This window comes from Sphaerisporangium viridialbum (assembly GCF_049674955.1).
In the GTDB taxonomy this organism is placed as follows: Bacteria; Actinomycetota; Actinomycetes; order Streptosporangiales; family Streptosporangiaceae; genus Sphaerisporangium; species Sphaerisporangium viridialbum.
This window is the reverse complement of the sequence record NZ_CP187232.1, coordinates 5,372,796-5,399,439: the sequence shown is the minus strand read 5'-3', so window position 1 is coordinate 5,399,439 and position 26,644 is coordinate 5,372,796. Positions and strand designations below refer to the sequence as shown.

Below are 26,644 nucleotides of genomic sequence, written 5' to 3'. Positions count from 1 at the left end.
GCCACGTCGCCGCCGCCGGCACGCCGCCACGTGAGGAACTCGCGGCTGACTCGCCCTAGTGGAGGCGCAGTCCTGCGATGACGAGTTCGACCATGCGACGCGCGTCGTAGCGGGGGTTGTTGCCCGCGCCGATACAGAGATTGCCGACGCCACGCAGCAGTTCGTAGGCATCCATGTCGGGGAGAATCTCGCCCGCCGTGGCAGCAGCGTCGAGCAGCTGGGCGCACACGGGGACGAGGCGGTCGAGGAAATAGGCGTGCAGAGTCTCGAAGGCGGCATCGTCGGACTGCAACGCCTCGGCGAGGCCGTGTTTGGTGACCAGGAAGTCGACGAAGAGGTTGATCCAATGCGCCAGGGCGGCGTGCGGCGTGCTGCTGTTCGCCAGCAGTGTCGGACCGGCCTCAGCGCATGCCTCGACCTGGTGCCGGTAGACGGCGACGATGAGATCGGCTCGCGTCGGGAAGTGGCGGTAGATCGTGCCAACGCCAACGCCGGCCTTGGCGGCGATGTCGCGCACGGGCACATCGACGCCGGAAGTGATGAACGCCGCGGCGGCCGCGTCCAGCAGTGTCTTCTCGTTACGCCGGGCGTCGGCCCGCTTTCGCGGGGCTGACGACCCTGATCCGCTGTCGATGTCGACCACTGCGCCGCTACCTCCGTCGCCCTGCTTGGCAAACGGAACCGTGTTCCGTATGTTGGTTAGCGGAACAAGGCTCCGCTTGTTCAGGATGCCAGAACAGGCGAGCCAACACCAAGCCACGCATCGCAGACTCGCTGCACCTCTCAAGGAGGAACAGTCATGCAGTACCGCACCTTGGGCCGCACCGGTGTGCAGGTCAGCACCCTCGTACTCGGCGCGATGAACTTCGGCGGTTTGGGACGTACCACCCAGGACGAGGTCACCGCCATGGTCGACGCCGCCCTGGAGGGCGGGATCAACCTCATCGACACCGCCGACATGTACAGCCAGGGCGAGTCGGAGGAGATGGTCGGCAAGGCCATCGCCGGCCGCCGCGACGACATCGTGCTGGCCACGAAGGCGAGCATGCCGATGGGCGACGAGCGCAACCATCAAGGCAGTTCGCGCCGCTGGTTGGTCACCGAGTTGGACAACAGCCTGCGCCGTCTAGGCGTCGACCATGTCGATCTCTACCAGATCCACCGGTGGGACCCTGGCACCAGCGACGAGGAGACGCTGTCGGCCCTGACCGACCTGCAGCGCGCGGGAAAGATTCGCTACTTCGGCTCCTCGACGTTCCCCGCGTACCGCATCGTGCAGGCCGAGTGGGCCGCCCGGGAGAACCACCTGAGCCGATACGTCACCGAACAGCCCAGCTACTCGATCCTGCAGCGCGGGATCGAGACCCACGTCCTGCCCGTGACCGAGCAGTACGGACTCGGCGTGCTGGTGTGGAGCCCGTTGGCCTCGGGCTGGCTGTCGGGCGCGATCCGCGAGGGCCGGGAAATCGCCACCAGCCGCTCGACGTTCATGCCGCAACGCTTCGACACCGCCATCCCCGCCAACCGGGCCAGGCTCGATGCCGTCGAGCGGCTGGCCGAAGTCGCCGACGAGGCCGGTCTGACGATGATCCAGCTCGCGCTCGGATTCGTCACCGCGCACCCCGCCGTGACCAGCGCGATCATCGGCCCCCGCACTATGGACCACTTGCACTCTCAGCTCGCCGCCGCGGACACCGTGCTCTCCGCCGACGTGCTCGACGCGATCGACGCGATCGTCGCTCCCGGCGTCGACCTCGCCGCACACGAGAAGTACGACACGCCGCCCGCCCTGCTGGACGCGGCGCTGCGACGTCGCTGATCGCTCGTCGCGTCAGCCACCAGGCGGCAGGCGGGCAGCAGCTTGCGCACCCCCTGCCGCCTGGCGCGTCGCTGAAAGGCTCTCGCGGTGGATGATCTTGATCGAGTAAGCGGAGAATCTCTCCGTTTACGAACGGACGCGTATCCCACCCCGTGTTGAAAGGACGAACGGACCCATGCCGCAAACACCCCGGCCCCGTTTCGGGATCATGACCGCCCCATCACAGGTCGACTACCTCGACGTCCTGCGGGTCTGGCGCGAAGCGGACACAATCCCGGAGATCGAGCACGCGTGGCTGTTCGATCACCTCATGCCGATCGGCGGCGACCCGAGCGGACCGACCTACGAAGGCTGGACACGGCGCGAACCCGACGGCGTTCATCGAGGACTCGGGGACCTCGCCCAGTGGGCTCCGTTCGGCTGGGCGTACCTGGACGCGCTGGAACTCATTCGTACCAAGGGGGTTCGGGTGGCACTGCGCGAGCTGACGCGGCGCGGCGATCTGTAGCGTCGGTGGTGGACCACTGCAGGAGGAAGCGCAATGCATCGTTGGAGGGGGAGTCGGGTTCCGCGGTGTAGGCGACGAGCAGCTGGTCGGGGTGGGTGTCCACAGTGAACTGCTGGACGTCGAGGGTGAGGGCGCCCACCACGGGGTGCAGGTAGGTCTTGGTGAGCTGCCGCGGCCCGCGGACCTGGTGACCGGCCCACCAGGCGCGGAAGTCCGCGTCGCGGACGCTCAGCTCGCCGACCAGCGCGCTCAGCGCCTGGTCGTGCGGGTTCCGGCCGGCCTCCATCCGCAGGACCGCGACGCATTCGCGCGCGGCGCGCGGCCAGTCCGCGTACAGGGCGCGGAAGTCCTCGTCGAGGAAGGTCAGCCGGATCAGGTTGCGCTCGGCCGGGGGCAGCGCGCCGAAGTCGGTCAGCAGGGCGGCGGCCCCCCGGTTCCAGGCCAGCACGTCCATGGCGCGGCGCAGCACCATGGCGGGGACGTCGTGCATCGTGTCCAGCAGCCGCCGCAGTTGCGGGGCGACACCTGGCCGGCCCGGCTGCCGCGGGGGAGCGGCGGGGGCGACTTCGGCCACCGTGAACAGGTAGTCCCGTTCGTCCGGCGCTAGCCGCAGTGCGTCGGCGAGCCCGTCGAGGACCGGGCGGGAGACCCGCCGGGTGCGCCCCTGCTCCAGCCGGACGATGTAGTCGACGCTGATGTGCGCGAGCTGGGCCAGCTCCTCCCGGCGCAGGCCCGGCACGCGGCGCAGCCTGCCGTCGTCCGGCATGCCCGCCCGCTGCGGGTCGAGCGCCGCGCGGCGGGAGCGCAGGAAGTCGCCCAGCTCGTTGCCGCCGGAGGTGTCAGCGTGTGCCATGACTCCAGTATCGGCAAGATCCGCGCCGCGCGCCTGGTACCGGTCTGCATAGGCAGGGCTCTCCCTGGTACCCCGCGCCGGGCGCCGCGATTCTGCGGATGTGGCCACTTCGGACGGTCACCGAGAACCCCTTCCTGCGACGGGAGATCATCACCGTGAAGACGGACGTCACCTTTCTCAGCGCCGGCCTGAAGATCGCCGGCCACCTCTACACCCCGGACGCCGCGGGCCCGCACCCGGCGATCGTCGTCAGCCACCCCGCCGGCGGCGTGAAGGAGCAGACCGCGGGCCTCTACGCGCGGCGGCTGGCCGAGCAGGGCTTCGTCACGCTCGCGTTCGACACCGCCTACCAGGGCGAGAGCGAAGGCGAGCCGCGCGGCCTGGAGGACCCGTCCCAGCGGGTCGAGGACATCAAGTCCGCGGTCTCGTTCCTCACCACGCGCGAGGACGTCGACGCCGACCACATTGGCACGCTGGGCATCTGCGCCTCCGGCGGGTACGTGCTGGCCGCCGCCGCGACCGACCACCGCATCAAGGCCGTCGGCACGGTCAGCGGCGTCGACGTCGCCCAGATGTTCCGCCTGGGCGCCGACGGCGCGCAGGACCCCGCGGTCATCCAGGGCATGCTCGACGCGGCCGCCGCGGCGCGGACCGCCGAGGCTCGCGGCGACGGTACCGGGAGCTTTCCAATCTTCCCGGACACCGCCGAGCAGGCTCTCGCCCTGGGCGGCCGACACGGCCTCGAGGGCTTCGAGTACTACTGCACCGACCGCGCCCGGCACCCCCGCTCGGCGAAGACCCTTACCTGGTCCAGCATTGACCGGATGGAGTTCTTCGACGCCTTCCGGTTCGTCGACCTGATCGCGCCCCGGCCGCTGCTGGTGATCGTCGGACGGGAGGCGGTGACCTCGTGGATGGGTGTGGAGGCGTTCCAGAACGCCCGTGGTCCCAAGGAACTGCACTGGATCGAGGGCGCCAGCCATGTCGACCTGTACGACAAGGAGGAGTACCTCGGCCCGGCGGTCGCGAAGCTGACCGATTTCTTCGAGGGCAACTTGGCCGAGACGGCGTAGCGAGAGCAGGCCGAGGCCGCGTGGGTGCGCGGCCTCGGCCTCGGTCAGGGGCGGTGCTGCTCGACGGCGGCGGCACCGGCCAGGTCGCCGGACTCCCGGAGGCCGTCGATCACCCCGTCGATGTCGACGGCCGGACGGTTCTGAAACGGGACGCCGATTGTCCGCTGTGCCACCGGGTCGCCGGAGACTCCTCATCCGTTCGGGGCCGTGGTCTCCACCGCGGACAGCAGGAGGTCGATGCCGAAGGAGTAGTAGGCGTCGAGGTCGGGTGGGGTGGAGAGGGTGGCGGCGAAGGCGGCCAGGTGGGGGTAACGACCGGGAGGCAGGCGTTCCAGGTCGAGGCGATGTTGCCGTCTGAGCTCCGCGGCCTCCTCCTCGTCGTTTCCCACGCCGCCGGGCTGGCAGGACACCATCACCGCGGCCCCCAGGAGCAGGTAGGTGGCCACCTGGTCGGCTTTCTGGAGCGTGAACCCGGCCTCGGTGAGCAGCCCGATCGCGGTGTCGGTGGCCCGGCGATATTCCTCGGCCGCACTCTTGTCGATCATCGGCAGCAGGGTGGACAGGTACGGGTGCGCGCGCATCTGCGCCAACAGCGCGGTGACCATCGCGCGGAGACGCTGGTTCCAGGGCAGGTTCGGGTCCACGTCGGCGACGAGCGCCGCGAGCAGATGGTCGGCGAGCGCGGAGAGCAGCTCGTCCTTGTTCTTGACATGCCAGTACAACGCCGTGGGCGTGACGCCGAGCTCGGCGGCGAGCCGGCGGATGGTGACCGCTTGGAGCCCGTCGGTGTCAGCAAGCCTCAACGCCCGTTCAATGACGGCCTGGCGGGTCAGTTTCTCCGGAGTCACTTGACAACCATACGCGGTACAGGATCTCCTAAGCAACGTACATGTACATTGTTCATGAACGATGTACAGGGGAGGTCAGTCGCTGAAAGGCGACCGTCGCCCCTCGGGAGGCGCGCGTTGCGGTCATCCCAGCAGACAAGATTTCAAGGAGGCGTCAGACATGAGACACAACGGGACGGATGGATCCACGCGCCTGCACCGCTTGGACCGCTGGCTGTACCGCGGCGGCCGGCCCAACCGCCTGGCGCGGGCGATCAACCGAGCCTGGGCCACCGTGTTCGCGACCGGGGTCCTATGGCCGGACCGGATGGTGACCCTGCGGGTATCGGGCCGGCGTACCGGCCGCGTCATCTCCTTCCCGCTGGTCGTCGCGGACTACCAGGGCGAGCGCTACCTGGTGGCGATGCTCGGCCAGGGCACCAACTGGGTGCACAACGTCCGCGCGGCCGAGGGGCGGGCGGTTCTGCGGCACGGCCGCAGCGAGGCGGTGCGCCTGGACGAAGTCGACCCCGGTGCCCGTGCGCCCATCCTGCGCCGCTACCTGGCCTGCTCGCCGGGAGGCCGCACCCACATCCCGGTGGACCCGCAGGCACCGCTGGAGGACTTCGAGCAGATCGCCGTGCAGTACCCGGTCTTCCGCATCACGCCCGACCGGTCGGCGTCCCCGCCCGGTTCTGGCTGACCTGCCCCATAAGGCCTCTCTAAGGCTCTGAGGTGGGAGAAGTCGACCGCGGCCCAGGAGAGGTCGGGGGAGTCGGCCTCGATGTGAGGTCAGATCGGGTGAGCCGGCTGGGCGAGGCGAGGGCCGCGATCACTCCGGCGAGCACGGGAAGTCCGACGACCAGAACGGCGATCGGCGTCCATGGAGTCTCGAAGGGTGCCCGTGGGGGCGGATCCCAGTCGATCGAGGTGGTCATGGGCCACACCAGGAGCAGGCCGATGACGCACCCGGCGGACGCACCCATCGCCATTCCGCAGGCCGCGCTGAAGGCCGCTCGGCAGGCGACGAAGAACCGTAGGGTCAGGGCTGAGCCGCCGCTGACCCGTCGCAGGATGCGCATGGAGCCGGCCGAGCCGGCCGTGGTCAGTGCGCCGGCGAGGGCGATGAGGGCCACCAGCGCGACGATGTACAGCCAATTGGTCGGAGCCTGGAATCCTCGTTCAAGGTAGGTGACTGCGCTCTTGTCCAGTCGCCGTTCGAGCCGCTCCTGCTCGATCGCCGAGGTTCGATGAAGAGAAGGATCAATGATCAGCTGCTCGGGCTCCAGGTGGAAACCGAGATCTTGCGCGACCTTCGCGGGGATGAAGATTCCCCCCACTCGGGGATCGGCAGGTCTGACGGTGATCGCCGGGATGGTTTTGATGGATGGTGACCGGTCGATCGCGGAGAAGATGAACCGGATTCGCGTTGAGTCGGCTACTTCGTCGCCTGCCGTGACCACGACGGCTGTGCCCTCGTCGTAGGGAGTTGATGGATCTCCGGTGAGGTAGCGGAGCAGGGCCTGGTCACCGATGTGGGTCACATCCAGCCAGTAAGAGTCGGACGTCTCCACACTGAAGTAGCCGAGCTCGCGCTGACGATTGTTCTGTGCGATGGGTGCGCCGGATAACGCGTCCTGGACGGCCGCCCGCACGGTGGCCGCCCGGTCTGCGGAGAACCCCTCCACGACGAGCGCGCCTGGCCGGGCCTCGGGTTGATAGGTGACCCTGGCCTGCGCCGTTACGGCAACCGCGATGATCGTCACCGCGATTGCGACGGCGGTCGCGCTCACCGTTGTCGCTACTCCAGGAGCAGTTCGGGCAGGTTTGTCGGCCATGTGACGGGCTGCCAGTCGAAATGCCGGAGGTAGTCGTACGGCGTTTCGCCCGAGCACTCCGAGCAGCCATGGGGTGAAGGGGCCTAACCCGAGGATCAGCAGCCCTCCGCCCATCATGCCTGCCAGGGCGGTCATTGCTGACCCGAAGTCGTCATAGTGCTGGTCGTCATGCGTGGACCACGCGGTGAGCGCCATGACCACGATGCCGGCCGTTGACAGACTCGCCCCCAAGATCAGGTGATGTCCATGCATGTGGTCGTATCGGCCGCGAGGGGCTGCGCGCGCCGCCAACAATACGGAACCGCACCCCCACGCTGCGCAGATGCTCAGCAACACTACATAAACCATGATCACCTCGAGCACCGGAAATGGGGGCAGGAGTGCATCAACCCGTCCAGGCGGAGCATATGGCTGGACGATCACGCAGTCATGCCGTTCTTGGTCTGCTCGAGCATCCGAGCCGTTTGGGCATACTCCCGTCACGGATTCGTGGTGTCCCCTCGGCTGCGTGAGTAGCCGTACGTCTGGTGTCCCCCGCGAAGGGCCTTGTTGCCCAGGATGCGGGGGGCGATGTGGACGGGCAGGCCGCCGGTGACCGCCTCGGTGGAGTCCCGCGCGACGACCATCACCGAAGACGCCAGCATCGTCGACCTGCCCGTGAGCCTGCGGCCCAGGCGCGCCCACGATCTGAAGACGCCGCGATGGAAGGCCGCCACGGTCAACGCCCTGGTCGATCGCCGCGCCGCACTGGACGAGAGTGCTTTGCTCACCGAGAACGAGCTGATCGCTCTGCTGGAGCCGGAGTACGGCTTCGCTAGGCCGGAATGGCGCCGAGTTGTCGCATCTGTGAAAAGACGTCGACGACCCCCCAGATCTCAGCGATTCGGCCGCCGGCGAAGCGGACGATGAAGATCTCGTTGTACGTGATGGATTTGCCGGTCGGTGGGAGGCCCCTGTACTCGCCCTGGTGAGTCCCGGTAACCGTGTTCCTGCTGACGATCTTGTCCCCCTCCTCGATCACATCCTCGACCGTGACGTGAATGTCGGGGAACGCGCGAATGAGTACCGCCCACACTTGCTTGAGTGCCTGCGCCCCCGTCGCGCCAGTCGGCACTGGCGCGTGGAACAGCACGTTCGGCTCGACGAGCTCGTCGATCGTCTTCGAGATGACCTCCGCATCGCCGGTGTTCGTGGCGTCATGGAAGCGGCTGAACGTCGCCTTGTTGCTTGTCGCCTGGGCTGCCGACATGTGGCTTCTCCTCGGGTCGATATGAACATTCGGGTGGTCATCGCTGCTCACAGCGGGGGACTTGGCTCCCGGTGTGCGGCAGCCCGTCCGGGTCGGGTCACTTCTGGAGGACGGCCTCGATCTCGAGGCTGATCGACACCTTGTCGCCGACCACGACGCCGCCGCCGTCCATCAGGATGGTGCTGTCGATGCCGAAGTCGCGCCGGTTGATCTGCGCTGTCGCGGAGAAGCCGGCCCGCTGCCCGCCGAACGGGTCCGGGCCGAACCCGTTCACCTCGACGGCCAGCGGCACCTGCCGGGTGACGCCGTGCAACGTCAGCTCACCGTCGATGACCCAGCCGTCGTCGGCCCGGCGAATGCCGGTGGAGCGGTAGCTCATCGTCGGGTACTTCTCCACCTCCAAGTAGTCGGCGGAGCGGAGGTGGTTGTCACGCGGTTCGTTGCCGGTGTCGATGGACGCGAGGTCGATCGTCGCGGCAACCGACGAGCCCAGTGGGTCCTCGCTGGTGACGATCGTGACGTCGTAGCTGGTGAACCGGCCACGCGCCTTGCTGAGCATGAGGTGCCGGACAGAGAAGGCGATCTCGCAGTGCACCGGGTCGGCCTTCCAGGTGCCGGCCAGATAGCCCGGGATCGCGACGGTCGCGGAGGCGGCGTTCATGGCTTCCTCCATGGATGTGGTGCCGCGGCTGAGCGGCGCGGGCGGTGGTGGGGACGCCGCGGCGGGCGGCGCAGGCGTACGGGCGCGGCTGTGCGGCTCGCGCGGAAGGCAGGAAAGGTCGTCGCTCACACCCAGGCGACGAACGAGCACCCGCCCGGGGGACAGCCCGGGTCAGAGCTGTTCGACCCGCCGGGTCAGGAACCGCCGCTCAGGGGTCGAGGTGGCCAGCTCGAGCGCCCGACGGTACGCCGCTCGGGCCTCGGCGTCACGGCCGAGACGCCGCAGCAACTCGCCGCGGGTCGAGTGGAAGTAGAGGTAGCCGTCCAGGTCAAGGCGGTCGACGGCGCGCAGCGCCGCGGCGGGGTCGCCGGCTTGGGCGACCGCCACGGCGCGGTTGAGCTCGACCACCGGCGAGCCGGTGAGTTCGACCAGCCGCCGGTACATCTCGGCGACCTGCGGCCAGTCGATCCGCTCCCGCGTCTGCAGCGACGCGATCGCGGCCTGGACGACGTAGGCGCCGCGCCCGCCCAGCGCGATCGCCCGGTCGAGCACCGCCCGTCCCGCCGCGATCTGGCGCGTGTCCCACAGCGACCGGTCCTGATCGTCGAGCAGCACGAGATCCTCGCCGGAGAACCGGGCCCGCCGCCGGGCGTGGTGGATCATCATCAGCGCCAGCAGCCCGTGCGCCTCCGGCTCGTCCGGCATGAGCGCGGTGAGCACTCGCCCCAACTGGATGGCTTCGGCGCCGAGGTCGACCCGGCCGCTGTAACCCTCGTTGTAGATCAGGTAGATGACGGCCAGCACTGCGTCGAGGCGCTCCGCAAGCAGAGACGCACCGGGAACCGCGAACGGGATCCCGGTCGCCTTGATCTTGGCCTTGGTGCGGGACAGGCGCCGCTTCATGGTCTCCTCGGAGACCAGGAACGCCCGGGCGATATCGGCGGTCTCCAGGCCGCCGAGGGCCCGCAGCGTGAGCGCCACCTGTCCCTCCAGCGGCAGCGCCGGGTGGCAGCAAGTGAAGATCAGCTCGAGCCGTTCGTCCTTGATCACGGTGTCGTCCAATTCGTCCATGACGGCCTCCGGCACCGGCAGCAAGTGGATCTTCTCGGCCAGGGTGCGCTCCCGGCGGATCCGGTCGATCGCCCGGTTGCGGGCCGTCGTCACCAGCCACGCACCCGGGTTGGCCGGCACCCCTGAGGCGGGCCAGCGCTCCGCCGCGATCGCGAACGCCTCCTGTGCCGCTTCCTCGGCCTTGTCGAAGTCACCGAGGAACCCGACCAGCGAGGCCAGCACCCGGCCCCACTCGTCCCGGAAGACCTCCTCAAGCACGGTCAGCGCTGCACCACCGGCCTGACCTCCACCGCGCCGCCGAGCCGGGCGGCCGGGATGCGCGCCGCCAGCTCGATCGCCTCGTCCAGGTTGGCCGCCTCGACCAGGCAGAAGCCGCCGAGCACCTCCTTGGTGTCCGCGAACGGGCCGTCGGTCATCAGCGTCCGGCCACCGACCACCCGCACACTGGTCGCCGTCTCGGCGGGCTGCAACTGCGCAGCCCCGACGCACCGCGCGTCATCGGCCAACGCCGAATACTCGGCATACGCCGCCTCATATTCCGCGTCCGACAGCGCCTCGCCATGGCCGGGCTCGGCGTAGATCATCAGGGCGTACTGCATCGCAAACCTCCGGGGCAGTGGGCTCTCACCTGTACGACGAACGAGCGGTTGCGCAAGGGACACCACCGGTTTGCCCAATTTCAGGACAGCCGAGACGTTAGTCGTGCCAGAGAGCCGACACCAGCGCGGCCTCATCAAGCCTGAGCGACCACAGCAACGCGCCTACCGGGCATGTTCGCCGCCGTCACCGTCGAGCCGGTCCTCGCGGCGTCTGAGCCCGAGGGGGTATGAGCAGGTCGTAGGGGAAGCCAGCCTGCAGCCCGCCGGGTTGCGGACCCGGGTCCACAGGGACCGTCCCCGGTCGGCCCACCGATGCCCCGTGCTGCCTTGGGGGTCCTTCGAGTGGTGCACGTAGACTGGCCGGTAGGGCGATGGATTCCGCCCGGGGCCGGCTCACCCGCATGTTGTGAGCGCTGCCCGATCCGCCACCCGGCTGATGGTTCCTGACTTCGTGTCAGGCCCGTTCAGGGAGGCCGGATATGTGGGTTTCATCGCAGATCGCGCTCCCGGTGGCCCGTGTCCTGGCCGCGCCGATGCCCGCCGGCCCCGTCAGAGCGATCGCGGGGCTGAGCGAGCTGTCGGTGCCGAATCGCGGCAAGGCGGCTGAGCACGTCTCCGGCTTGCCGGTGGGTGCCGCTGGGGGGTGAACGCTCTCACGCGGAGTGTCGAGGACGTTGATCGGTGTCTTGGCTGCTGAGGGAACGAGCCCGTCCGCCGGGGGTGCGTGAGCATCGGTACGCGCCCTGGTTCGCGGTGGGCTCGGTGTGCATCGGCGCGTTCATGGGGCAGTTGGACGCCAGCATCGTCACGCTGATATTCCCGGCGCTTCAGCACAGCTTCCATGCCCGGCTGGCGGCGGTGCAGTGGGTGGCCCTGGCGTATCTGCTCACGTTGGTGGCTCTGCTGATCGGTGCGGGACGTCTGGCCGATGTCGCGGGCCGCAAGCTGGTCTACCTGTACGGGTTCATCGTGTTCACCGCGGCGTCGGCGGCCTGCGGGTTCGCATCGTCGCTGCCGGTCCTGGTGGCGTGCAGGGTGGTGCAGGCGGCGGGCGCGGCGATGCTGCAGTCCAACAGCGTGGCCCTGGCGGTGACCAGCGTCCGCCGGTCGCGGATGCGGACCGCGCTGGGGATGCAGGCCGCCGCTCAGTCGCTGGGATTGGCCGTAGGTCCCACGGTGGGCGGGCTGCTGGTCGGCTCGGTCGGCTGGCGGTGGGTGTTCTGGATCAACGTGCCGGTCGGGCTGGTGGCCGTCGCCGCCGGACGGTATCTGTTGCCCCGCACCCGCGAACGCAGCCGGGGCGGCTCCTTCGACGGGGCAGGGCTGGTGCTGTTCGCCGCGGCCACGACGGGCCTGCTGCTGGCCATCTCAGCGGCGTCCGGCCTGGGATGGCCGTCCTGGTCGATCGCGGCCCTGCTGGCCATGGCCCTGGCGTCGGCGGCCGGTTTGCGGGCTCGGGAACGACGATCCCCATCGCCGCTCATCGATCCCATCGTGGTGCGGGGCACCGTGGTGGCGGCCGGGCTCACCGGGGCGTTGTGCGGCTATCTCGTCCTGTTCGGCCCGCTGGTGCTGATCCCGCAGGTGCTCATCGCGGCCGGCCTGAGTGAGCTGCACGCCGGTCTGGTGCTCAGCGCGCTGCCCGCCGGATTCGCCCTGGCCGCCCTCACCGGCGACCATGTGCTGCCCCGCCGCTGGGGCAACCGGCCGCGCTGCGTGAGCGGCGCCCTGACGGCGGCTGCGGCGACCGCGCTGCTGGCGATCGCTCCCACCGCGCCGGTCCTGCTCGCGTGCTTCCTTACGCTGCTCGGCCTGGGTCTTGGGATGTTCGTCCCAGCCAACAACACCACTGTCATGGCAGCCCTGCCGACGCGGATGTCGGCGACCGCCGGAGCGCTGATCAACATGGCGCGCGGCATCGGGACCGCGCTGGGCATCGCCGTGGTGACCCTCGCCCTCTACTTCGCAGGAGGGCCGACGACCACCGGGGCCCGGGCCGCCTTGGTCGTCATCGGCGCCGTAGCCCTCGCCGCCGCGCTCACCGCGGTCCCCGCCCGCACCGCCCCCTGATCCGCGCCCCGCCGACAGCGGCTGTACTACCCGCAGCCTCCGGAACCCGCCGACGATCCGTCGCCAGTGGGTTCCGTTCGCCCGCGGGCGATCGTCCTACGTTGTCAGTGCCCCGCTCACGCGTTGAACGCCTTCACGGGGCCCCGTCCGGCACTCGGGCCGAGGACCTGCAGCGCCTGCTCCAGGCCCTCATAGACACCGCCTCCTAAAGATCCCCGGGCTGCAGCGGCCCGGCGAAGACCACGATCTCGTCGATGTCGCCGGCGGCCGTGAGGTGCACCATGTCGGTGCCCGACAGCACGGTGCCGCCGTCGGCCGCCTCGAAGCGCCAGCCGAACCGGGCCCACTCGTGCGGCGCGTCGACCGAGGTGGTACGCACCAGCCGGCACCCGCCCGCCCGATAGTTCTGCACCACTTCGGTGATGAAGTCCTCCACTGCACTGCGGCCGACGCCGCGGCCGAGCGGGCCCCAGAACACCACGCCTGGCGCGAGCGCGCGGCTGAGCAGATCGGCCCGCCGCGCCGGGTCGTCGGAGTTGGCTGCGGCGATGAAGGCGTCGACCGCGTCCGCATGCGCCTGGTCCTGTGGCTCCGTCCGGGAGTTCGCCGTCACGCCGTCCTCCTGATGTCTCATGGAGACGATCGTCCCAGAGCCGAGGGCCGACAGGCCCGGGCGAAGGTGAACGGGTCCTCGGCTGCGCCGCCGCGTCATCACGGTAAACCCCCGCAGAGCGCGCGAGGCCCGTGGCTAGGCGCGCCCCACCGTTCGTTCCGCCGCCGTGATGGCGTTGCGGAACAGCATCGCGACCGTGGTGGGCCCGACGCCCCCTACGCGCGGCGTGATCGCGCCCGCCACGCTCTCGACCGACTCGTCCACATCCGGCAGCAGGCGGCGGCCCTCGTAGCGGACCCCGCCACCGACTACGACCGCGCCGGGCTTGACGTGCCCGGGCTGGATGATGCCGGGCACGCCCGCTGCGGCTATGAGGATGTCGGCTCGCTGGGTGTAGCGCGCCCAGTCGGGCACACCGGTGTGGACCACGGTGACCGCGGCGTTGGCGGTCGGGCGCTTTTGGCTGAGCAGCATGGCGAGGGGCCTTCCGAGGGTGGCGCCGCGGCCCAGGATGACGACCTCACGCCCGGACACCGGAATGTCGTAGTACGCGAGCAGGGCCTCGATGCCCGCGGGCGTGCACGGCAGGGGGCCGGGCATGCCGAGGGCCAGGCGGCCCATGTTGAGCGGGTGCATACCATCGACGTCCTTATCCGGGTCCATGGCCTGCAACGCGGCGTCGTAGTCGAGGTGCTTCGGCACCGGGTACTGCACCAGCAGCCCATGCACCACCGGGTCGTCGTTGTAGGCGGCGATAGCGGCGTGCAGGTCGGCCTGGGTGGCGTCGGCGGGCAGGTGCGTGTGCGGCGAATCGAAGCCGAGTTCGGCGGCCTGACGCTGCTTGATACGGATGTACCCGGTGCTCGCGTCATCGTCGCCGACGAGGATCGTGGCCAAAGACGGGGTGACGCCCTTTTCGGTGAGTACGGCGGCGCGGGCGGCTACGTCGTTGAGTACGCTCTCGGCGACCGGGCCGCCGGGCAGCATGCGTGTGCTGGACATACGTCTCCTCGAGGAGTGGTCGCCCAGGCGGTCGGCTTCCACGACGAGCTCCCCGATGGTCGATTCCATCCTCTTGCCGCCAGTCGCTTCCTCTAGCATGCCCGCTTCCGAGGAAACGCGATGCAAGGAATGGGCGCTACCTCCGGCACCGGGGCCAGGTTACCGGTTCGTTCCGCTTGTGCCCGGCCGCCTTGGGTGTGACTGCCTGACGAGCCGAGCGGCACACGTCAGCCGGTACTCCCGGGGGCCGGGGTGGCCTTTCCCAGCGGGCTCAGGTGTCCAGGTCCGAGGGAGTGGGCTCGTCCGGTGCGTGACCATCGATGGCTGGTGGAGCCGGGGTGGTGAGAACCCGCGCGATGACGTCGTCGACGAGGTCTGGGGGGATGGGCCGGTGCGCGATGAGGCGGCGGTAGAAGAACGGGCCGGTGAGCAGGTCGGTGACCACCTCGGGGTCGAGGTCGCCGGGCAGTTGGCCGCGCTCGCGGGCGCGGGCCAGTACGAGCAGGAGCGGTTCGCGGCGGCGCCGGGTCAGGTCCGCGTGGAGGGCCGCCAGTGCCGGGTCGCGTTCGGCGGCATCGATGAAGGCGGCGAGCAGGCGCGGGAAGCGGGTGTGCTCAAGCAGGGTGACGAAGGCGGTGAGGATCTGTGCGACGTCGGAGTCCACCCGGCCGGTGTCGGGCACGGGGAAGGGCTGGAATGTGGCGTCCATGGCGTCGATCATGAGTGCGCCCGAGGTGGCCCAGTGCCGGTACAGGGTCGCCTTGCTCGCGCCGGCGCGCCGGGCGACGGCCTCCATGGTGAAGCCGGCCAGGCCGTCCTCGTCGAGCACCTCAAGAGCGGCCCGCAGCACCCGCTGACGCGCGCCGGCCCCGCGTGAGATCGGTTCCCGGGGATCGGTGGAGGCGTGCTGGGAGCCGGCCGAGGCGACGCCAGGGCGTTCGGCGGCGGGAGGGACCAGGGGACGCTCGCCGCCTTGCCGGGGACCGCCGGCCATTGACTCACCTCCATCGAACCGACCATTGCGTCACCTCCATCGAAACGGTACCGTACATATATTAAGAGAACGGACCCGTATCGATACGAGGTGGTCCGATGACACGAGCGACACGCCCGTCCGAGCGCGAAGCCCGAGTGCGGGCACCGATGGTCTTCCGCATCGGCCCGGCGGGGCTGTGGCCGGCCCGGCGCAGGGCCGGCGGCCATGACCGCGGCACCGGCCGCCACTGTCCGGCGTCATCGCCGGACCGGCGCCTACTGGGTGCTCACCGCGATCGTGGTCGGTGAGTGCGCCGTCGGCGGCACGATGGACCTGTTCCGGATGCCACCCTTCTACCCGATGATGATCGACCTCGGGTACCCGGGATACCTGGCCACGATCCTGGGAACCGCGAAGATCCTCGCCGCGGTGGTGCTGTCGGTACCCGGGCTGCCACGGCTGAAGGAATGGGCCTACGCCGGCGTCGTGATCAACATGACCGGCGCGGCCGCCTCACAGGCCGCCATGAACCACCGATCCATCGGCGACCTCATCGCACCGGCCGCGTTCGCGGGGCTGGCGATCCTTTCCTGGGCGTTGCGTCCCCCCACCCGCCGGCTCTAGTACTGACGCAGGGGATGACATGCTCACCGCTCATCCGCTGCCAGGAGGTCGATGTTCGGCGGCCGCATGATCCGTGGCGACGGATTTCCGGTCATACGTCCCGCGGACCTCGTCAAGGTGCCGGCGTTGTCTCCGCCAGTTCGCTCAGGGCCGTCCGGTTGGGGAGGCCGGTCTTGGTGAGGAGGGACGCGACGTGTTTCTCGACGGTGCGCGGCGACAGGTGCAGCCGCGTCGCGATCTCCCGGTTTCCGAGGCGCCGGGCGAGCAACCGCAGGACCTCGTACTCGCGCACGGTGACGCCGGCGGCGCGCAGCGGAGAGGGGATGTTGTCGACGCCGGGGCGACGCTGGGTGACGCGCACGCCGGCCCGGCGCATCAGCGCCCGGCAGGCGCCGGCGACCGCGGTCACCCCGCCGGAGTGGAAGTACTCCTCGGAGCGGCGCAGCCACTCGACCGGGGTGCCCCAGCCGTCGGCGATCGCGGCCTCGGCCACCAGGCGTAGCCCGATATTGCGGCCGGTGTCGAACAATTCGCCGGCCAGTACCGCCTGGTCGACGGCGTCCACGGCGTCGCGGCCGCGTCCCGCCCGGCCGTGCAGCACGGCGCTCGCGAACAGCGCGAACTGCCGGTCCCAGCGCAGCCGGCTGGCCGGCGCCGTGACCACCGCCTCGTATTCCGGCCGGTCCAGCTCACCGGCCAGCGACCGCAGGAGGAGATCCAGGCCGTAGCGGCCGGTCAGCGGGTAGACCGTCGGGTTCTGGTCCTCGGCGGCCAGCGCGCGGGACTGCTCCGCCATGGCCAGCGCCCGGTCCTCCTCAAGCAGCGCGCACCATGCCCGCGCCAGCCCGTGCGCCCGGGGCGTGAGCTGCGCGTGTTCGGGCACCTGGTGGCGGAGTTCGGCGAAGGCGGTCTCCATTTCCTGCCGCCGGCCCTGGTGGGCGGCGAGGATGGCCCGCTGCAGCAGCGCGTACCGGGCGGCCTCCAGGAGCCGCAGCCGCGAGGCCGACTCCAGCACCTGGTCGAGGATCTCCCCGGCGGCGCTGAAATCGGCGCGTAAGATCGCCTGGAAGGAGAGGCAGGTCTCGGCCTGAAAGCGGGCCGTGACCGCGCCGACCCGCGATGCCTCCTGCCGGACGTGCTCCAGCCGGCTGACGCCGCCGTCGCGCAGCGCCTCGTCGTTGCCGAGCCGGATCAGCGTGTGGATCTCCTCTATCGGCAGGTTGTACCGCACGGCGAGGCTGCGCGCGTGTTCAAGGCACGCCGTTGCCTCCTGCGGGTCGCGGGGGCGGTTCAGCGCCCCCAGTAACTGCCACGCCTGGCAGGCGACCATGGGAAGCCGGGCTCTCTCCGCCACTTCGGCGGCGCGCCGCGCGAGCTGTTCCGCCAGTCGTACCTGGTCCGGGCCCGGCAGGTCGAGTACGAGATGCGCGGCGACGACGTCGATCGGCGCGGTGTCCCGGTCGGCGGCATCCGGGCCCAGCAGCCGGCGCGCGATCTCCACCTGGGCGAGGCCGTCGGCGGACCGGCCGCCTACCGCGGCGGCCCAGGCCAGGCGGGTGTGCAATTTGGCGCGGGAACCGCGGCTGATCAGGCCGGTGAACTCGTCGAGCCGGCCGGCCGCGGTGACCGCTCGCTCCACCAGGCCGGCCTCGGCGAGCGCGAGTAGCAGCGCGGCGAGCGCGTCGGCCCGCGCCTGCACGTCGGTGCCGTGCCCGAGCAGGTCGAGGGCCTTCTCCAGCAGGCTGACCGCCGTGTTCGCCGCGCCTTGGGCCAGCGCCCTTCGGCCGGCCTCCGCGAGCAGCCGGCCGGCGACGGCGGGTTCGCCTGCCTGCAGCCGCAGGGTGGCCGAGGTCTGGCACCATTCGTCGGGCAGTTCGGGGAACACGGCCTGGACCGCGTCGGCGGCGCGCCGCGCGAGCACACCGCGCTCGTCCGGGGTCAGCAGGGTGAGCAGCGCCTCTACGACGAGGGGGTGCTGGAAGGCGTACCAGTCGGGGGTCTCCTCGTCCGGGGCGACGAATTCGGCGGTCAGCTCGGCGTGCAACTGCCTGAGCAACTCGCGGTATCCGAGGCCGGTGGCCGACTGCAGGACCGACACCGGGAAGCGCGGGCCGAGCACCGCCGCCACCGAGAGCAGATCCCTTCCCTGCGGGCCGAGCTTGTCGAGCCGCGTGGCCATGGTGCGGGTGAGCGAGCCGGTCACCCTGGTGTGCAGCTTGCCGGTGACCCGCCAGCGCCCGCCGTCGCGTTCACGTGCCACGAGCCCGCTGCGCAGCATCTCGCCGAGCATCTCCTCGACCATCAGCGGGACGCCGCCGCTGTCGGCCCACAACTGCTCGGCCAGCTCGTCGGGGACGTCGGGCGCGTCGCACTCCAGGTAGCCACCGGCCAGCCGGCGCACCTCGTCGCCGTCGAGCCGGCGCAGTTCGAGCAGGCCGGCGGAGCCGCGCTGTGCCGCTGAGCGGGCCAGGTCGAGGGCGGGGCACGGCTCGCTGGAGGCCGCGCCGAGCAGCATGGCGGGTTGCCCGGCGAGGTTCTCGACGAGGTAGTCGACCACGGCCAGGCTCTCGGCGTCGGAGTTCTGCAAGTCGTCCAGGATCATCAGGCAGCCGCGCTCCCGCCCGGCGAGCGCGGCCAGCCGCAGCACCGCCTCGGCGAGGATCACCAGTGATCCGCCCTCGTGCGCGGGCGCCGGGGTGCCCCAGTCGGGAACCAGCCTGGCGAGGACCGGCTGGTACGGGCCCAGTTGCGCGACATCGATGGGGGTGCCGGACCGCTGCAAGGACATCAGCGCCTCGGTCAGCAGCCGGAACGGGGCCATCGGGCCGATCGGGCTGGCCCTGCCGCGGAGGGTGCACATGTCGGCCGCCAGGCCGAGGTCGGCTGCCGCCGTGGACAGGCGTGACTTGCCGATCCCGCCTTCGCCGATCACGAACAGCGCGCCGCCCCGTCCGGACCGGGCGCTGGCCAACGCACGGTCGATCGTGCGGAGCTCTTCATCGCGGCATACCACGGCCGATACGGGGAACAGGGTCATTCGAGGTTAATAGCCAAATTGGGCGGGTTTACGCGGCCTGTCAGGTGGCAAAGCGGCACCCGGTGGGAAACCGTGCCCGGATGGGGTCACGGAGAAACCGGATGCCGCGCTGTGACGCTCACCGCAGGCGGTCAGACGGCCGGCGGAGATTGCCAGGAAGTGCCGCTTCGCCGGCGGGATGTCACACCATTCTGCTGATGGATGTCTCGCCGCCGCAGCAGGTGGTGTCCGCCGGGCCGGCCAAGCTGTTGATCGCGCTGCCGAGCCCCGTCGTGGTACCGCCCGTCGTGGCGATGACGCCGGCGAGCACGGCGACCCGCAGGCCGAACTGCACTCCCGGCCGGCCCAGTCTGCTGACGCTTGTCGCGGGCGTGGATTCCCGTGCCTCGTCGCGGGAGTCGGTGCGTGGGGTGCGCGTGCTCGTCAACTCGAACCTCATTTTCCTCAGCCTTCCTCTCGAGTTCGTCGTGCGCGTGGGTCATCTGTCGGTCGGGTGCCGCGGTGCCTCGGGCCGGGGTCGCGGCACTGGTCAGGGGGTGGGCTCAAGGAGCAGTACCGAAGGGACCGTCCGCGGGAAGCCGAGCCGTAGCAGCCCGTATCCGATGCCCGCGAGCCCGTGCAGCAGCCCGGGCGTGGCGATCCCGCCGGGCGTGGCGCAGGTCGGTCCGTGCCGGTGGACCGCGTCGAGGACGAGGTCGGCGCGGTGGTGCAGGGCCGGCGCGGCACCCTGGTCCGGTCTGATGGCGGTCAGCACGAGGAGCGCGTCGGCGATGCCGAGTTCGCCGTGGCACAGGCTCAGGTCGCCGAGCACGGGGCGCTCGGTCAGCGAGAGCAGAGCCGCCTCGGTTTCGGCCGTCGCGGCGTCCCCCGCCAGACACGCGCGAGCCATGAGCAGGCCGGCGGTCCCGCGGCACCAGCCGTGCCCCTGGGGCCCACCCGGGACGATCTGCTCGCCTGCTCGCCGTAGCGCGCGCCGGCCCGCGAGGGTATGGCGCGAATCCGGTGCGTGGACGGCGAACCGGGTGAGTGCCCAGCCGATCCCGGCGGCGCCGGCGGCGAAGCCCGGCGGCATGCCTTCCCCGTCCGGAACGCACCGCCCTGTGGTCCGCTCCACGAGGTCGGCGAGCCGGTCGGCGCACGTGACGGCCAGCCTCGCGGCCGCCCCGGAACCGATCTCGCGGTGCACCGCGCTCATCGCGGCCAGGCATCCGGCGGTGCCGTCCGTCCACCCGGGCGGCTCAGGCGGCCCGCCCAGGCCGGCCGCGCGGTCCGCCAGCGCCACGCTCGTCTCGGCCCAGTCGCGTAGTTCGGGGTCGTCGAGCAGGGTGGCCAGCCGGGCCAGCGCGTAGCTCATGCCGCCGAGTCCCGCGCTGCTGCCGCAGGCGACCGCGCCGAGCAGGTCGGCCCGATCGGCGAGGGTGGCCAGCAGTTGGGGGATCGGGCCCACCGCCCGGCGCGCCGCCTGACCGTAGCGGGCGATGCCGGTCAACCGGGCGAGCTGGGCCAGGAACAGCGCGACCCCGAGGTAGCCGTCCGCCAGGCCGGCGCCCATCGGGAGCACCATCCAGCGCGTGTCGTCGACCAGTTGCAGTCCGAGCCAGTTGATCCGGCCCCGATCGTCCTCGGCACGCATGATCTTGCTGCGCGCGAGGATCTCGTCGGCCAGCCCGGCCGCGGCGGCGAGCAGCCTGCCGGGTTTGGCGCCCGCGGGTCTGCGCGCCATGGCCGGGAGGGTGCTGTGGTGGCCGCCGGCCGGCCGTCGGGCGGCCAGGCCGGCGCGGATCACCCACTCCTGCTCGCCCCGGTCGATCTCGCCCATGGCCGCGATCTTCTCCAGGGCGCATTCCAGGCCTGAGCGCTCCAGCAGGCCGGGCAGGTGCGCTCCGGCGCAGGTCCACAGGTCCCTGGCCGCGGGCCGGCTGGTGATCAGCGGGATGTCGCCGGCCCATAGCGCGGCGCGTTCGTACGGAGCCAGCCGCTGCCACAGGTGATGGCGAGCAGAGGCCTCGTCGAGCAGATCCAGGATCCTGTCCCGGTCGAGCGCGTCCCGTAGCAGGTCAGGGTGTGTGGACTCGTCCAGCAGGTGCGCGTAGCCGCGGCTCGGCCGGACGACGACGCGGGTCTGGACCTCGGAGAAGGATTCGACGAGCCGGGTGAACTCCGCTCGGCAGCGCACGACCTCGTCGTAGCCGAGCCGGAAACCGTCCAGTACGTCGGCCTGGTGGTCGGCCGGCTCGATCGTCCGCCCGCCGAAGCGGGGGCGGTTGCCGGCGCCGGCGTAGGGGACCGGCCGCCGGACGAGGCGCGATCCGGCGCCGGCCGGCGGATCCCAGTCCAGGACGCCTTCGGGACAGGTCGCACCCGGATCGCCGCCCATGCCGGACTGGTCGAGCAGGCCGTTCTCGCCGACGGTGACGTACGGCAGGAGCCCGGTGCGCTGCACCGAGCCGGCCAGCGCGTGGGCGGCGGGGTCGGCGATGGTGATGGTGTCCGGCATGGGCAGGTCAGGGTGGAAGATGGTCTCCACGTCGATCAGAACCGGCTGGTCACCGCACGCGATGACGTTCTCGCAGTGCATGTCGGTCGCGTGCACCGCGTGCAGGGCGGCGAGCAGCACTCCCGCGCGCCGGTAGAACCGCCGCGCGTCTTCGGGTCGCTTCAGCGGCCGGGCCTGGACGAATTCCATCCAGCCGTACCCCGGCCGGGCGACCGCCCGGGCGGTGCGCAGACCGCACCCGGGCAGCCGCCGGTCGAGCCAGGCGACGACCTCGTTGAACCGCAGGTGCGCGGCGAGGCAGCGCGGCTTGTAGACGACGGTGCGGCCGTCGGCGAAGCGGACGAGGCTCACCGAGCGGCCCTGCTCGTGCGGGTCGCCGAGCCCGGGCTCGACCGCCGTGACCGGCCCCGGGTCCACACCGCCGAGGAGGGGCCCGACCAGGGCCGCGCGGTCGGCGCCGAGGCGGGCCAGCAGTTCGGCGCCCGCGTCGGCGGCCGACATGGCGGTCGTGCCCAGTTGCCGGGCCAGCACCGGGTACCGCGTGAAGAGCGCGGCGAGCCCGGCGGACGTGCACTGGCGGTGCAGGAAGTCCGCGAATCGTTCCCGGTCGTCCGCGCCGGTCAGCAGGCCACCGGCGTGCGCCGTGCCCAGCTCCGCCATCAGGGTGTACAGGGCGATGCGCGCCAGCCTCCTGGCCAGGACGTCGGTGAACGTCCGCGCGACGGAGCGGGCGTCGGACTCGCCAGGCGCGAGATGCCGCCCGGCCGCGTCGGTCAGCCGGTCGCGCACGAGGGCCAGGAAAGGCCGGAACGGGACGGCGAACGCCTCGTGCCACTCGTCCGTGTCCGGCGGTTCGCCGGGCGGCAGGGCCGTGGCTACGGCCTGCTCCACGAAGTCGCACCAGGCCGGGCGGACGGCGGCGCCGTCGCCGGGCACGGCGGCCTCCGGCCGCTCATGCCGCGCCAGCGCCCGGGCCCACCAGTCGGTGCCAGGCAGCACGGCAGCGGTGCTCTCGCCTAGTGTCGCCGGTTGCGTCATAGCTTCGAAGCTGTCACAGCCCCGTCTCCCGGTGATGGGTAGAAGACCCCCATGTTTCTCCCGCGGTCACCCGCTCCGGGGGCGCCGGGTACGTAGACGGTCCGTAGCCCGGCGGCACGGCGCCACGGTGGTGCGGCGGCGCGGCGACGCACGCTGGGCATGGACGGTGACGCGGCGGACAGGGGGTCGCGTGGAGAATCTGGGGGTCGCGACCCCATGCGAGTGGGGCCGGTCCTGGCGGATGTTGGGGGCGAGAGATTCCTCATGTCTGGCCGAGGAGGTCCGATGGGTGACCCGGTCAGGGCCAACGTCGTCGCGTTGGACCCGATGCTGGAAGCGGGCGCCACGAGCGCTTTGCTCGGCTGTCCCGATGTCGCCGTGGTGCGGCCGCAGGAAGCGGCGGAGGTCACGGTGGTGGTCGTCGACCGAATACAGGACCAGGTGTTCGACCTGCTGCGCGCGCGGCGAGATCTGGCCGACCGGCCCGGGGTGGTGCTCGTCGCCGGTGACTTCGCGCCCTCTCAGGCGTTGCACGCGATCGCGGCGGGTGCGCGTGGCCTGGTGCGCCGCTGCGAGGCCGACGCGGGCCGCCTGGCGCGCGCGGTGCTCGCCGCGGCCTGTGGCGACTGCACCGTCCCGCCGGACATGCTCACGTGCCTGCTCGATCACGAGGCGGGCGCCGGCCCCGCGGGCGGGACACCGCGCGGGGCCTGGCGAGGCGCGGGCCTGAGCGAGCGAGAGCTGGCCGTGCTCACGCTCATCGCCGATGGCCGCGAGACCGATGAGATCGCGCGGGAACTGTGTTACTCGTCTCGCACCGTCGTCGGGGTGGTGCATGACATCACCCACCGCTTCCGGCTGCGCAACCGCGCTCATGCGGTGGCGTACGCGCTCCGGACGGGGCTGTTGTGACCGGGGCGGCCGCGGGCACGCTGGAGCGTCCCCGCGTGCATGTCAACGCGGCCGACGCGGCGGCGCGGAGCAAGGTGCTCTCGCTGCTCGGGCCGTGCGGGTTCCCGCTGGCCGCGGAACCCGACGGGTCCGCGGACACGGTGGTGATAGCCGTGGCGGCCACGGTGGACGAGGCGTTGGAGGCGTGGCCAGGAGCGGACCTGCCCGGCGAGCACGCGCTCCTGCTCGTCGCCGACACCTTCTCCCCGCCCGGCGTGCTGCGGGCCGTGCGGGCGGGGGTGCGCACCATGCTGCGGTCCGCCGACGCGACCTCGGTACGGCTGGGCGCGGCGGTGCGCTCGGCGCACCGCGGCGACGGCCGCCTGCCGCATGAGGTGCTGGTGCGGCTGCTCGGCGGCCCGGCCCCCGCGCCGCCGCCGTCGCGCCCGGTGCCGTCGCTGACGGCCCGGCAGAAGGCGGTGCTCGCGCTGATGGCGGACGGGCTGGGGAACGCCGCCATCGCCCAGGTGCTGTGCTGCTCGGAGCATACGGTCAAGAACGTCATCTACGACCTGACGGCCCGGTTGCAGGTGCGCAACCGGGCGCATGCGGTGGCGTGTGCGGTGCGGAGGGGGTTGGTCTAGTACTGCATAGCTAGATCTGTAGGACCTGTAGGCGCAGGTGCCGCTTGAAGTGGTGCCTGCGCGCTCGGGCTTGGTGGCTCCGGCGCTGTTCCGACCAGTAAAGCCCCAGCTCAATGATGTGATCGTCACTGCCGATCAGGTTGAACAGCCGGCGGACCTCACCGATGGACAAGGCGATCAGGCGGTTGGCGGGTCTGGTCCGGTCGCGGTCGGCAGCCTGGGACGGTTCGCGTGGGTTCGCCGGTGTCGTCCTCGCGGGCGGCCGCGGTTGTCCACAGGGTATGGGTCCCCTTTTTAGCGGTGGCTCGTAAAACAGCGAGAAACACCAAGGCCAACATGGCCAACGTGATGTGCCGGTACCAGGCGTGATAGAGCCGGAACTGATACTGATCCAGCCCCGCCTCCTGCTTGGCCGCCTCGAAACACTCCTCGATCGGCCACCGCGAACCAATGACCCGCACCAACTCCGGCAGTCCTTCACCGCGCGGATCGAAGCAGTGGAAGTAGGCCAGCTCGCCGTCGGCGATATTGCGGCGGATCACATAGCGGTGGTGTGGGATGGGCGTGTCGATCACGGCCCAGTCGTAGACCCGGAACCCTTTGGCGCCGATGCCGCAGGCGCGCCGCTGCCAATCGTGGGGTTTCAGGCGCGCGGCCAGGTGTGCCACGCGCATGCAGTTGTCCTTTGCGGTGGAGACGTTTCCTGTGGTGATGTCGGTGGTCTTCGGGACGGCCATGCAGTAGGCGATCTGCTCGCGTTCCAGATACGCGCGCAGGTGCGGGTTTTGGCCGAACTCCTCGTCGGCGGCGAACCAGGCGAACGGCACCCCGGCCGCCACCGTCCTGCCGATCATGACCTGGACCTGCTGCGGGCGGGTGGCGAAGGTCACCTGTTCGGGCACATGCGCCTCGGCCCGCCGAACGGGATCGGCGCACCAGGACTCCTGCGGCAGATACAACTCGCGGTCGATCAGCACCCGGTCCCCGCGGGTGTTGGTGTAGGCCAAGAACACGCCGATCTGGCAGTTGTCGATCCGGCCCAGCGTGCCGGAGTACTGCCGCTGCACGCCCGCCGATTTCCTGCCCTTCTTGGCGAACCCGGTCGGGTCGGCGATCAGTACCGCGCGTTCGTCGGCGAAGTGCTCCATCGCGTAGGCGCGCACCTCATCGCGCAGCCCATCGGCATCCCACGGGGTCAAATTGATGAACCGCTGAATCGCGGTGGGCCTGCGCTCGCCGGTGAACTCCGAGATCGTCCAGGAGTTCTTACGCGCCAGCGGCGCCAGCAGTCCCCGCAGATACTGCCGGAAATGCTCACGCGACTCCGTCCGGAACCATCGGCACTCGAACCGCGCACGCACCCGCTCGAATTCCGACTGCCAGGCATCCAAATCCGCGAAGGTCACCGCGCCTGTGCTCTTGTGAGGCTGGGGCATGCCGATACCGTTACACACCCCAGGCCTATCACGCAGAGAAACCAGACGATCGCCAAGCGCGATCTAGGCATGTAGTACTAGCCGGTGTGGCCGGCCGGCGCGCGTCCGGGAAGGAAGTCCGGCAGGTCGACGCCGAGCCCGTCCCGCCGGGCGGCGCGCAGCACCATGTCCGCGACCGCGAGGTCGAGCACCCCGAGCCCGAACGGGGAGAACAGCGTCACCCGCCGCGGATCGCGACCGTGGTCGCCACCGCTGAGCAGGAGTTCGCCGATGGTGGCCTGGATGAACCCGCGGTGACCGACATGCTGCTCGGCCAGGTGCATGGAGGTCGCGGCGCGCAGGACGTGGTCACGGTCGTCGACGATGTTCACCGCGTCCAGCACCCCGCCGATGGTCACGTCCCGCAACGAGATGTGCAGGACGAGCGAGCCGGGACGGCAGGCGTGCAGATCGAGATGGGGGACGGTGGCCGTGGTCGCGAGACTGACCAGCGGGTGCGCGGCGAGTGCCTCGTCCGGGTGGCCGGCCACGGACGCCCTCACGTCCAGCTCCGCCGAGCAGCGCCGCGCGAACGCCTCTGCCCGGCCGGGGTCGAGGTCGAACACGGTGACCTCGCGCAGCTCCGGATGGACCACCGTGAGGAACCGCAGGATCTCGGCGTTGATGACGCCACACCCGATCACCGAGACCCCGTCGGCGGGCTCCGCGCCCTGCAAGGTCGCCGACGCGAGGGCGGCGCTCGCGGCGGTGCGCCGCGCGGAGATCACCGAGCCCTCCATCACGCACAGCGGGTGGCCGGTGCTCGTCGAGTTCAGGATGATCGCGGCCGAGGCGCGGTCCATCCCGGCCGCCACGTTCCCCGGGAACGACGCTATCCACTTCACTCCGGCGACCGGCTCGTCGCCGCCCAGGTATGCCGGCAGCGCGATGATGCGGTCGCGGGCGCTGTGGGGGAAGCGCAGGAACACCGATTCGGGCACGGCCGTCTCGCCGCGGGCGTGTTCCACATACGCGTGCCGCACGGCGGTGAGCACCTCTACATCCTTGCCGTCCAGTACGTGCCGGACGTCCGCGTTGCCGAGGATCAGCATCGCTTGTCGCAGATGGTGCGGTCCATGTACCGGCGCAGGCTGGCCGGCCGCATGTCGGTCCAGATCACCCCGATGTAGTCGAGGCATTCGGGCTGGGTGCCCTGGGTGCCCTCGGCGTGCCAGCCGGGCGGTGGTTCCTGGTCGGCCGGCCAGACCGAGTACTGCTCCTCGTCGTTGCGCACGACGTGGTAGACGCCCTCATCCACGGAGTCGTTCATCGGCGGTTC

At 70.8% G+C, this 26,644-nt stretch carries 27 protein-coding genes, 1 pseudogene and 1 riboswitch; of the genes and pseudogenes, 9 read left to right on the top strand and 19 right to left on the bottom strand.

Annotated elements, in window-relative coordinates; translation table 11 throughout:
• Positions 1-55: 55 nt before the first annotated feature.
• Entirely contained in the window at positions 56-643 is a 588-nt protein-coding gene (locus tag ACOZ38_RS24120; RefSeq protein ID WP_424533441.1) for a TetR/AcrR family transcriptional regulator, read from the bottom strand.
• A 156-nt stretch (positions 644-799) separates the two neighbouring features.
• On the opposite strand from ACOZ38_RS24120, the gene ACOZ38_RS24115 reads away from it, so the two are divergent.
• Both ACOZ38_RS24115 and ACOZ38_RS24110 read left to right on the top strand, forming a co-directional pair.
• The gene (locus ACOZ38_RS24115) at positions 800-1,819 is read left to right on the top strand and encodes an aldo/keto reductase (RefSeq protein WP_424533440.1); all 1,020 of its coding nucleotides are present in this window, start codon (positions 800-802) and stop codon (positions 1,817-1,819) included.
• A gap of 208 nt (positions 1,820-2,027) precedes the next feature.
• Complete coding sequence (locus tag ACOZ38_RS24110; protein ID WP_424533439.1) at positions 2,028-2,327, top strand: hypothetical protein; 300 nt, start codon at positions 2,028-2,030, stop codon at positions 2,325-2,327.
• Here ACOZ38_RS24110 and ACOZ38_RS24105 read toward each other — a convergent pair.
• Positions 2,266-3,180 (bottom strand): helix-turn-helix transcriptional regulator, encoded by a 915-nt coding sequence (locus ACOZ38_RS24105; protein ID WP_424533438.1) that lies wholly within the window; start codon positions 3,178-3,180, stop codon positions 2,266-2,268. The genes ACOZ38_RS24110 and ACOZ38_RS24105 overlap by 62 nt on opposite strands.
• Before the next feature lie 98 nt (positions 3,181-3,278).
• On the opposite strand from ACOZ38_RS24105, the gene ACOZ38_RS24100 reads away from it, so the two are divergent.
• Positions 3,279-4,253 carry an alpha/beta hydrolase gene (locus ACOZ38_RS24100; RefSeq protein ID WP_424533437.1) on the top strand — a complete coding sequence of 325 codons (975 nt, stop codon included), beginning with the start codon at positions 3,279-3,281 and terminating at the stop codon, positions 4,251-4,253.
• Positions 4,254-4,297: 44 nt separating this feature from the next.
• Here ACOZ38_RS24100 and ACOZ38_RS24095 read toward each other — a convergent pair whose 3' ends face one another.
• Positions 4,298-4,426 carry a hypothetical protein gene (locus ACOZ38_RS24095; RefSeq protein WP_424533436.1) on the bottom strand — a complete coding sequence of 43 codons (129 nt, stop codon included), beginning with the start codon at positions 4,424-4,426 and terminating at the stop codon, positions 4,298-4,300.
• A gap of 18 nt (positions 4,427-4,444) precedes the next feature.
• Positions 4,445-5,101 (bottom strand): TetR/AcrR family transcriptional regulator, encoded by a 657-nt coding sequence (locus tag ACOZ38_RS24090; RefSeq protein WP_424533435.1) that lies wholly within the window; start codon positions 5,099-5,101, stop codon positions 4,445-4,447.
• A 160-nt stretch (positions 5,102-5,261) separates the two neighbouring features.
• On the opposite strand from ACOZ38_RS24090, the gene ACOZ38_RS24085 reads away from it, so the two are divergent.
• The gene (locus ACOZ38_RS24085; RefSeq protein WP_424533434.1) at positions 5,262-5,783 is read left to right on the top strand and encodes a nitroreductase family deazaflavin-dependent oxidoreductase; all 522 of its coding nucleotides are present in this window, start codon (positions 5,262-5,264) and stop codon (positions 5,781-5,783) included.
• A gap of 19 nt (positions 5,784-5,802) precedes the next feature.
• On the opposite strand, the gene ACOZ38_RS24080 is transcribed toward ACOZ38_RS24085, so the two are convergent.
• The 6 genes from ACOZ38_RS24080 to ACOZ38_RS24055 all read right to left on the bottom strand — a co-directional run bounded on the left by ACOZ38_RS24080 (position 5,803) and on the right by ACOZ38_RS24055 (position 10,498).
• Entirely contained in the window at positions 5,803-7,281 is a 1,479-nt protein-coding gene (locus ACOZ38_RS24080; RefSeq protein ID WP_424533433.1) for a hypothetical protein, read from the bottom strand.
• Positions 7,282-7,397: 116 nt separating this feature from the next.
• Entirely contained in the window at positions 7,398-7,688 is a 291-nt protein-coding gene (locus tag ACOZ38_RS24075; RefSeq protein WP_424533432.1) for a hypothetical protein, read from the bottom strand.
• A 44-nt stretch (positions 7,689-7,732) separates the two neighbouring features.
• A complete protein-coding gene (locus tag ACOZ38_RS24070) occupies positions 7,733-8,167 on the bottom strand; it encodes an ester cyclase (protein ID WP_424533431.1) in 435 nt (144 codons plus the stop codon).
• A gap of 97 nt (positions 8,168-8,264) precedes the next feature.
• A complete protein-coding gene (locus ACOZ38_RS24065) occupies positions 8,265-8,828 on the bottom strand; it encodes a YceI family protein (RefSeq protein WP_424533430.1) in 564 nt (187 codons plus the stop codon).
• Positions 8,829-8,999: 171 nt separating this feature from the next.
• Positions 9,000-10,157 (bottom strand): RNA polymerase sigma factor, encoded by a 1,158-nt coding sequence (locus ACOZ38_RS24060; RefSeq protein ID WP_424533429.1) that lies wholly within the window; start codon positions 10,155-10,157, stop codon positions 9,000-9,002.
• A gap of 2 nt (positions 10,158-10,159) precedes the next feature.
• Complete coding sequence (locus ACOZ38_RS24055; protein ID WP_424533428.1) at positions 10,160-10,498, bottom strand: YciI family protein; 339 nt, start codon at positions 10,496-10,498, stop codon at positions 10,160-10,162.
• A gap of 479 nt (positions 10,499-10,977) precedes the next feature.
• Between ACOZ38_RS24055 and ACOZ38_RS24050 the strand changes: the two genes are divergently transcribed.
• Positions 10,978-11,145, top strand: a complete 168-nt coding sequence (locus ACOZ38_RS24050; protein ID WP_424533427.1) for a hypothetical protein — start codon at positions 10,978-10,980, stop codon at positions 11,143-11,145.
• A gap of 73 nt (positions 11,146-11,218) precedes the next feature.
• Entirely contained in the window at positions 11,219-12,568 is a 1,350-nt protein-coding gene (locus ACOZ38_RS24045) for an MFS transporter (protein ID WP_424533426.1), read from the top strand.
• 205 nt (positions 12,569-12,773) lie between these two features.
• Here the strand turns inward: ACOZ38_RS24045 and ACOZ38_RS24040 are convergent, their stop codons facing one another.
• The 3 genes from ACOZ38_RS24040 to ACOZ38_RS24030 form a co-directional block, all read right to left on the bottom strand.
• Complete coding sequence (locus ACOZ38_RS24040; RefSeq protein ID WP_405150385.1) at positions 12,774-13,202, bottom strand: nuclear transport factor 2 family protein; 429 nt, start codon at positions 13,200-13,202, stop codon at positions 12,774-12,776.
• A 114-nt stretch (positions 13,203-13,316) separates the two neighbouring features.
• Positions 13,317-14,183, bottom strand: coding sequence for a bifunctional 5,10-methylenetetrahydrofolate dehydrogenase/5,10-methenyltetrahydrofolate cyclohydrolase (locus tag ACOZ38_RS24035; protein ID WP_424533425.1), 867 nt, complete (start codon positions 14,181-14,183; stop codon positions 13,317-13,319).
• Positions 14,184-14,197: 14 nt separating this feature from the next.
• A riboswitch (ZMP/ZTP riboswitch) is annotated at positions 14,198-14,278 on the bottom strand.
• Positions 14,279-14,454: 176 nt separating this feature from the next.
• Entirely contained in the window at positions 14,455-15,177 is a 723-nt protein-coding gene (locus ACOZ38_RS24030; protein WP_424533424.1) for a TetR/AcrR family transcriptional regulator, read from the bottom strand.
• 207 nt (positions 15,178-15,384) lie between these two features.
• Between ACOZ38_RS24030 and ACOZ38_RS24025 the strand changes: the two genes are divergently transcribed.
• On the top strand, positions 15,385-15,783 hold the full coding sequence (locus ACOZ38_RS24025) for a DoxX family protein (protein ID WP_424533423.1): 399 nt from the start codon (positions 15,385-15,387) through the stop codon (positions 15,781-15,783).
• 112 nt (positions 15,784-15,895) lie between these two features.
• Here ACOZ38_RS24025 and ACOZ38_RS24020 read toward each other — a convergent pair whose 3' ends face one another.
• The 3 genes from ACOZ38_RS24020 to ACOZ38_RS24010 all read right to left on the bottom strand — a co-directional run bounded on the left by ACOZ38_RS24020 (position 15,896) and on the right by ACOZ38_RS24010 (position 22,355).
• Positions 15,896-18,820, bottom strand: a complete 2,925-nt coding sequence (locus ACOZ38_RS24020; RefSeq protein ID WP_424533422.1) for an AAA family ATPase — start codon at positions 18,818-18,820, stop codon at positions 15,896-15,898.
• 181 nt (positions 18,821-19,001) lie between these two features.
• Complete coding sequence (locus ACOZ38_RS24015) at positions 19,002-19,259, bottom strand: hypothetical protein (RefSeq protein ID WP_424533421.1); 258 nt, start codon at positions 19,257-19,259, stop codon at positions 19,002-19,004.
• A 90-nt stretch (positions 19,260-19,349) separates the two neighbouring features.
• Positions 19,350-22,355: a type 2 lanthipeptide synthetase LanM family protein gene (locus ACOZ38_RS24010; protein ID WP_424533420.1), complete on the bottom strand. Its 3,006-nt coding sequence runs from the start codon at positions 22,353-22,355 to the stop codon at positions 19,350-19,352.
• Positions 22,356-22,640: 285 nt separating this feature from the next.
• On the opposite strand from ACOZ38_RS24010, the gene ACOZ38_RS24005 reads away from it, so the two are divergent.
• Both ACOZ38_RS24005 and ACOZ38_RS24000 read left to right on the top strand, forming a co-directional pair.
• Positions 22,641-23,267, top strand: coding sequence for a response regulator transcription factor (locus ACOZ38_RS24005; protein WP_424533419.1), 627 nt, complete (start codon positions 22,641-22,643; stop codon positions 23,265-23,267).
• The gene (locus ACOZ38_RS24000) at positions 23,264-23,890 is read left to right on the top strand and encodes a response regulator transcription factor (RefSeq protein ID WP_424533418.1); all 627 of its coding nucleotides are present in this window, start codon (positions 23,264-23,266) and stop codon (positions 23,888-23,890) included. The genes ACOZ38_RS24005 and ACOZ38_RS24000 overlap by 4 nt, the downstream gene beginning before the upstream one ends.
• A gap of 287 nt (positions 23,891-24,177) precedes the next feature.
• On the opposite strand, the pseudogene ACOZ38_RS23995 reads toward ACOZ38_RS24000, so the two are convergent.
• From ACOZ38_RS23995 to ACOZ38_RS23985, 3 genes and pseudogenes are all read right to left on the bottom strand, one after another.
• A pseudogene (locus ACOZ38_RS23995) lies at positions 24,178-25,296 on the bottom strand (IS701 family transposase); the annotation flags it as partial.
• Between the two features lie 107 nt (positions 25,297-25,403).
• Positions 25,404-26,417, bottom strand: coding sequence for a 2,3-diaminopropionate biosynthesis protein SbnB (gene sbnB, locus ACOZ38_RS23990; RefSeq protein WP_424533417.1), 1,014 nt, complete (start codon positions 26,415-26,417; stop codon positions 25,404-25,406).
• The gene (locus tag ACOZ38_RS23985) at positions 26,411-26,635 is read right to left on the bottom strand and encodes an MbtH family protein (RefSeq protein WP_424533416.1); all 225 of its coding nucleotides are present in this window, start codon (positions 26,633-26,635) and stop codon (positions 26,411-26,413) included. Before ACOZ38_RS23985 ends, sbnB begins: the two co-directional genes overlap by 7 nt.
• Between the last annotated feature and the right edge of the window lie 9 nt (positions 26,636-26,644).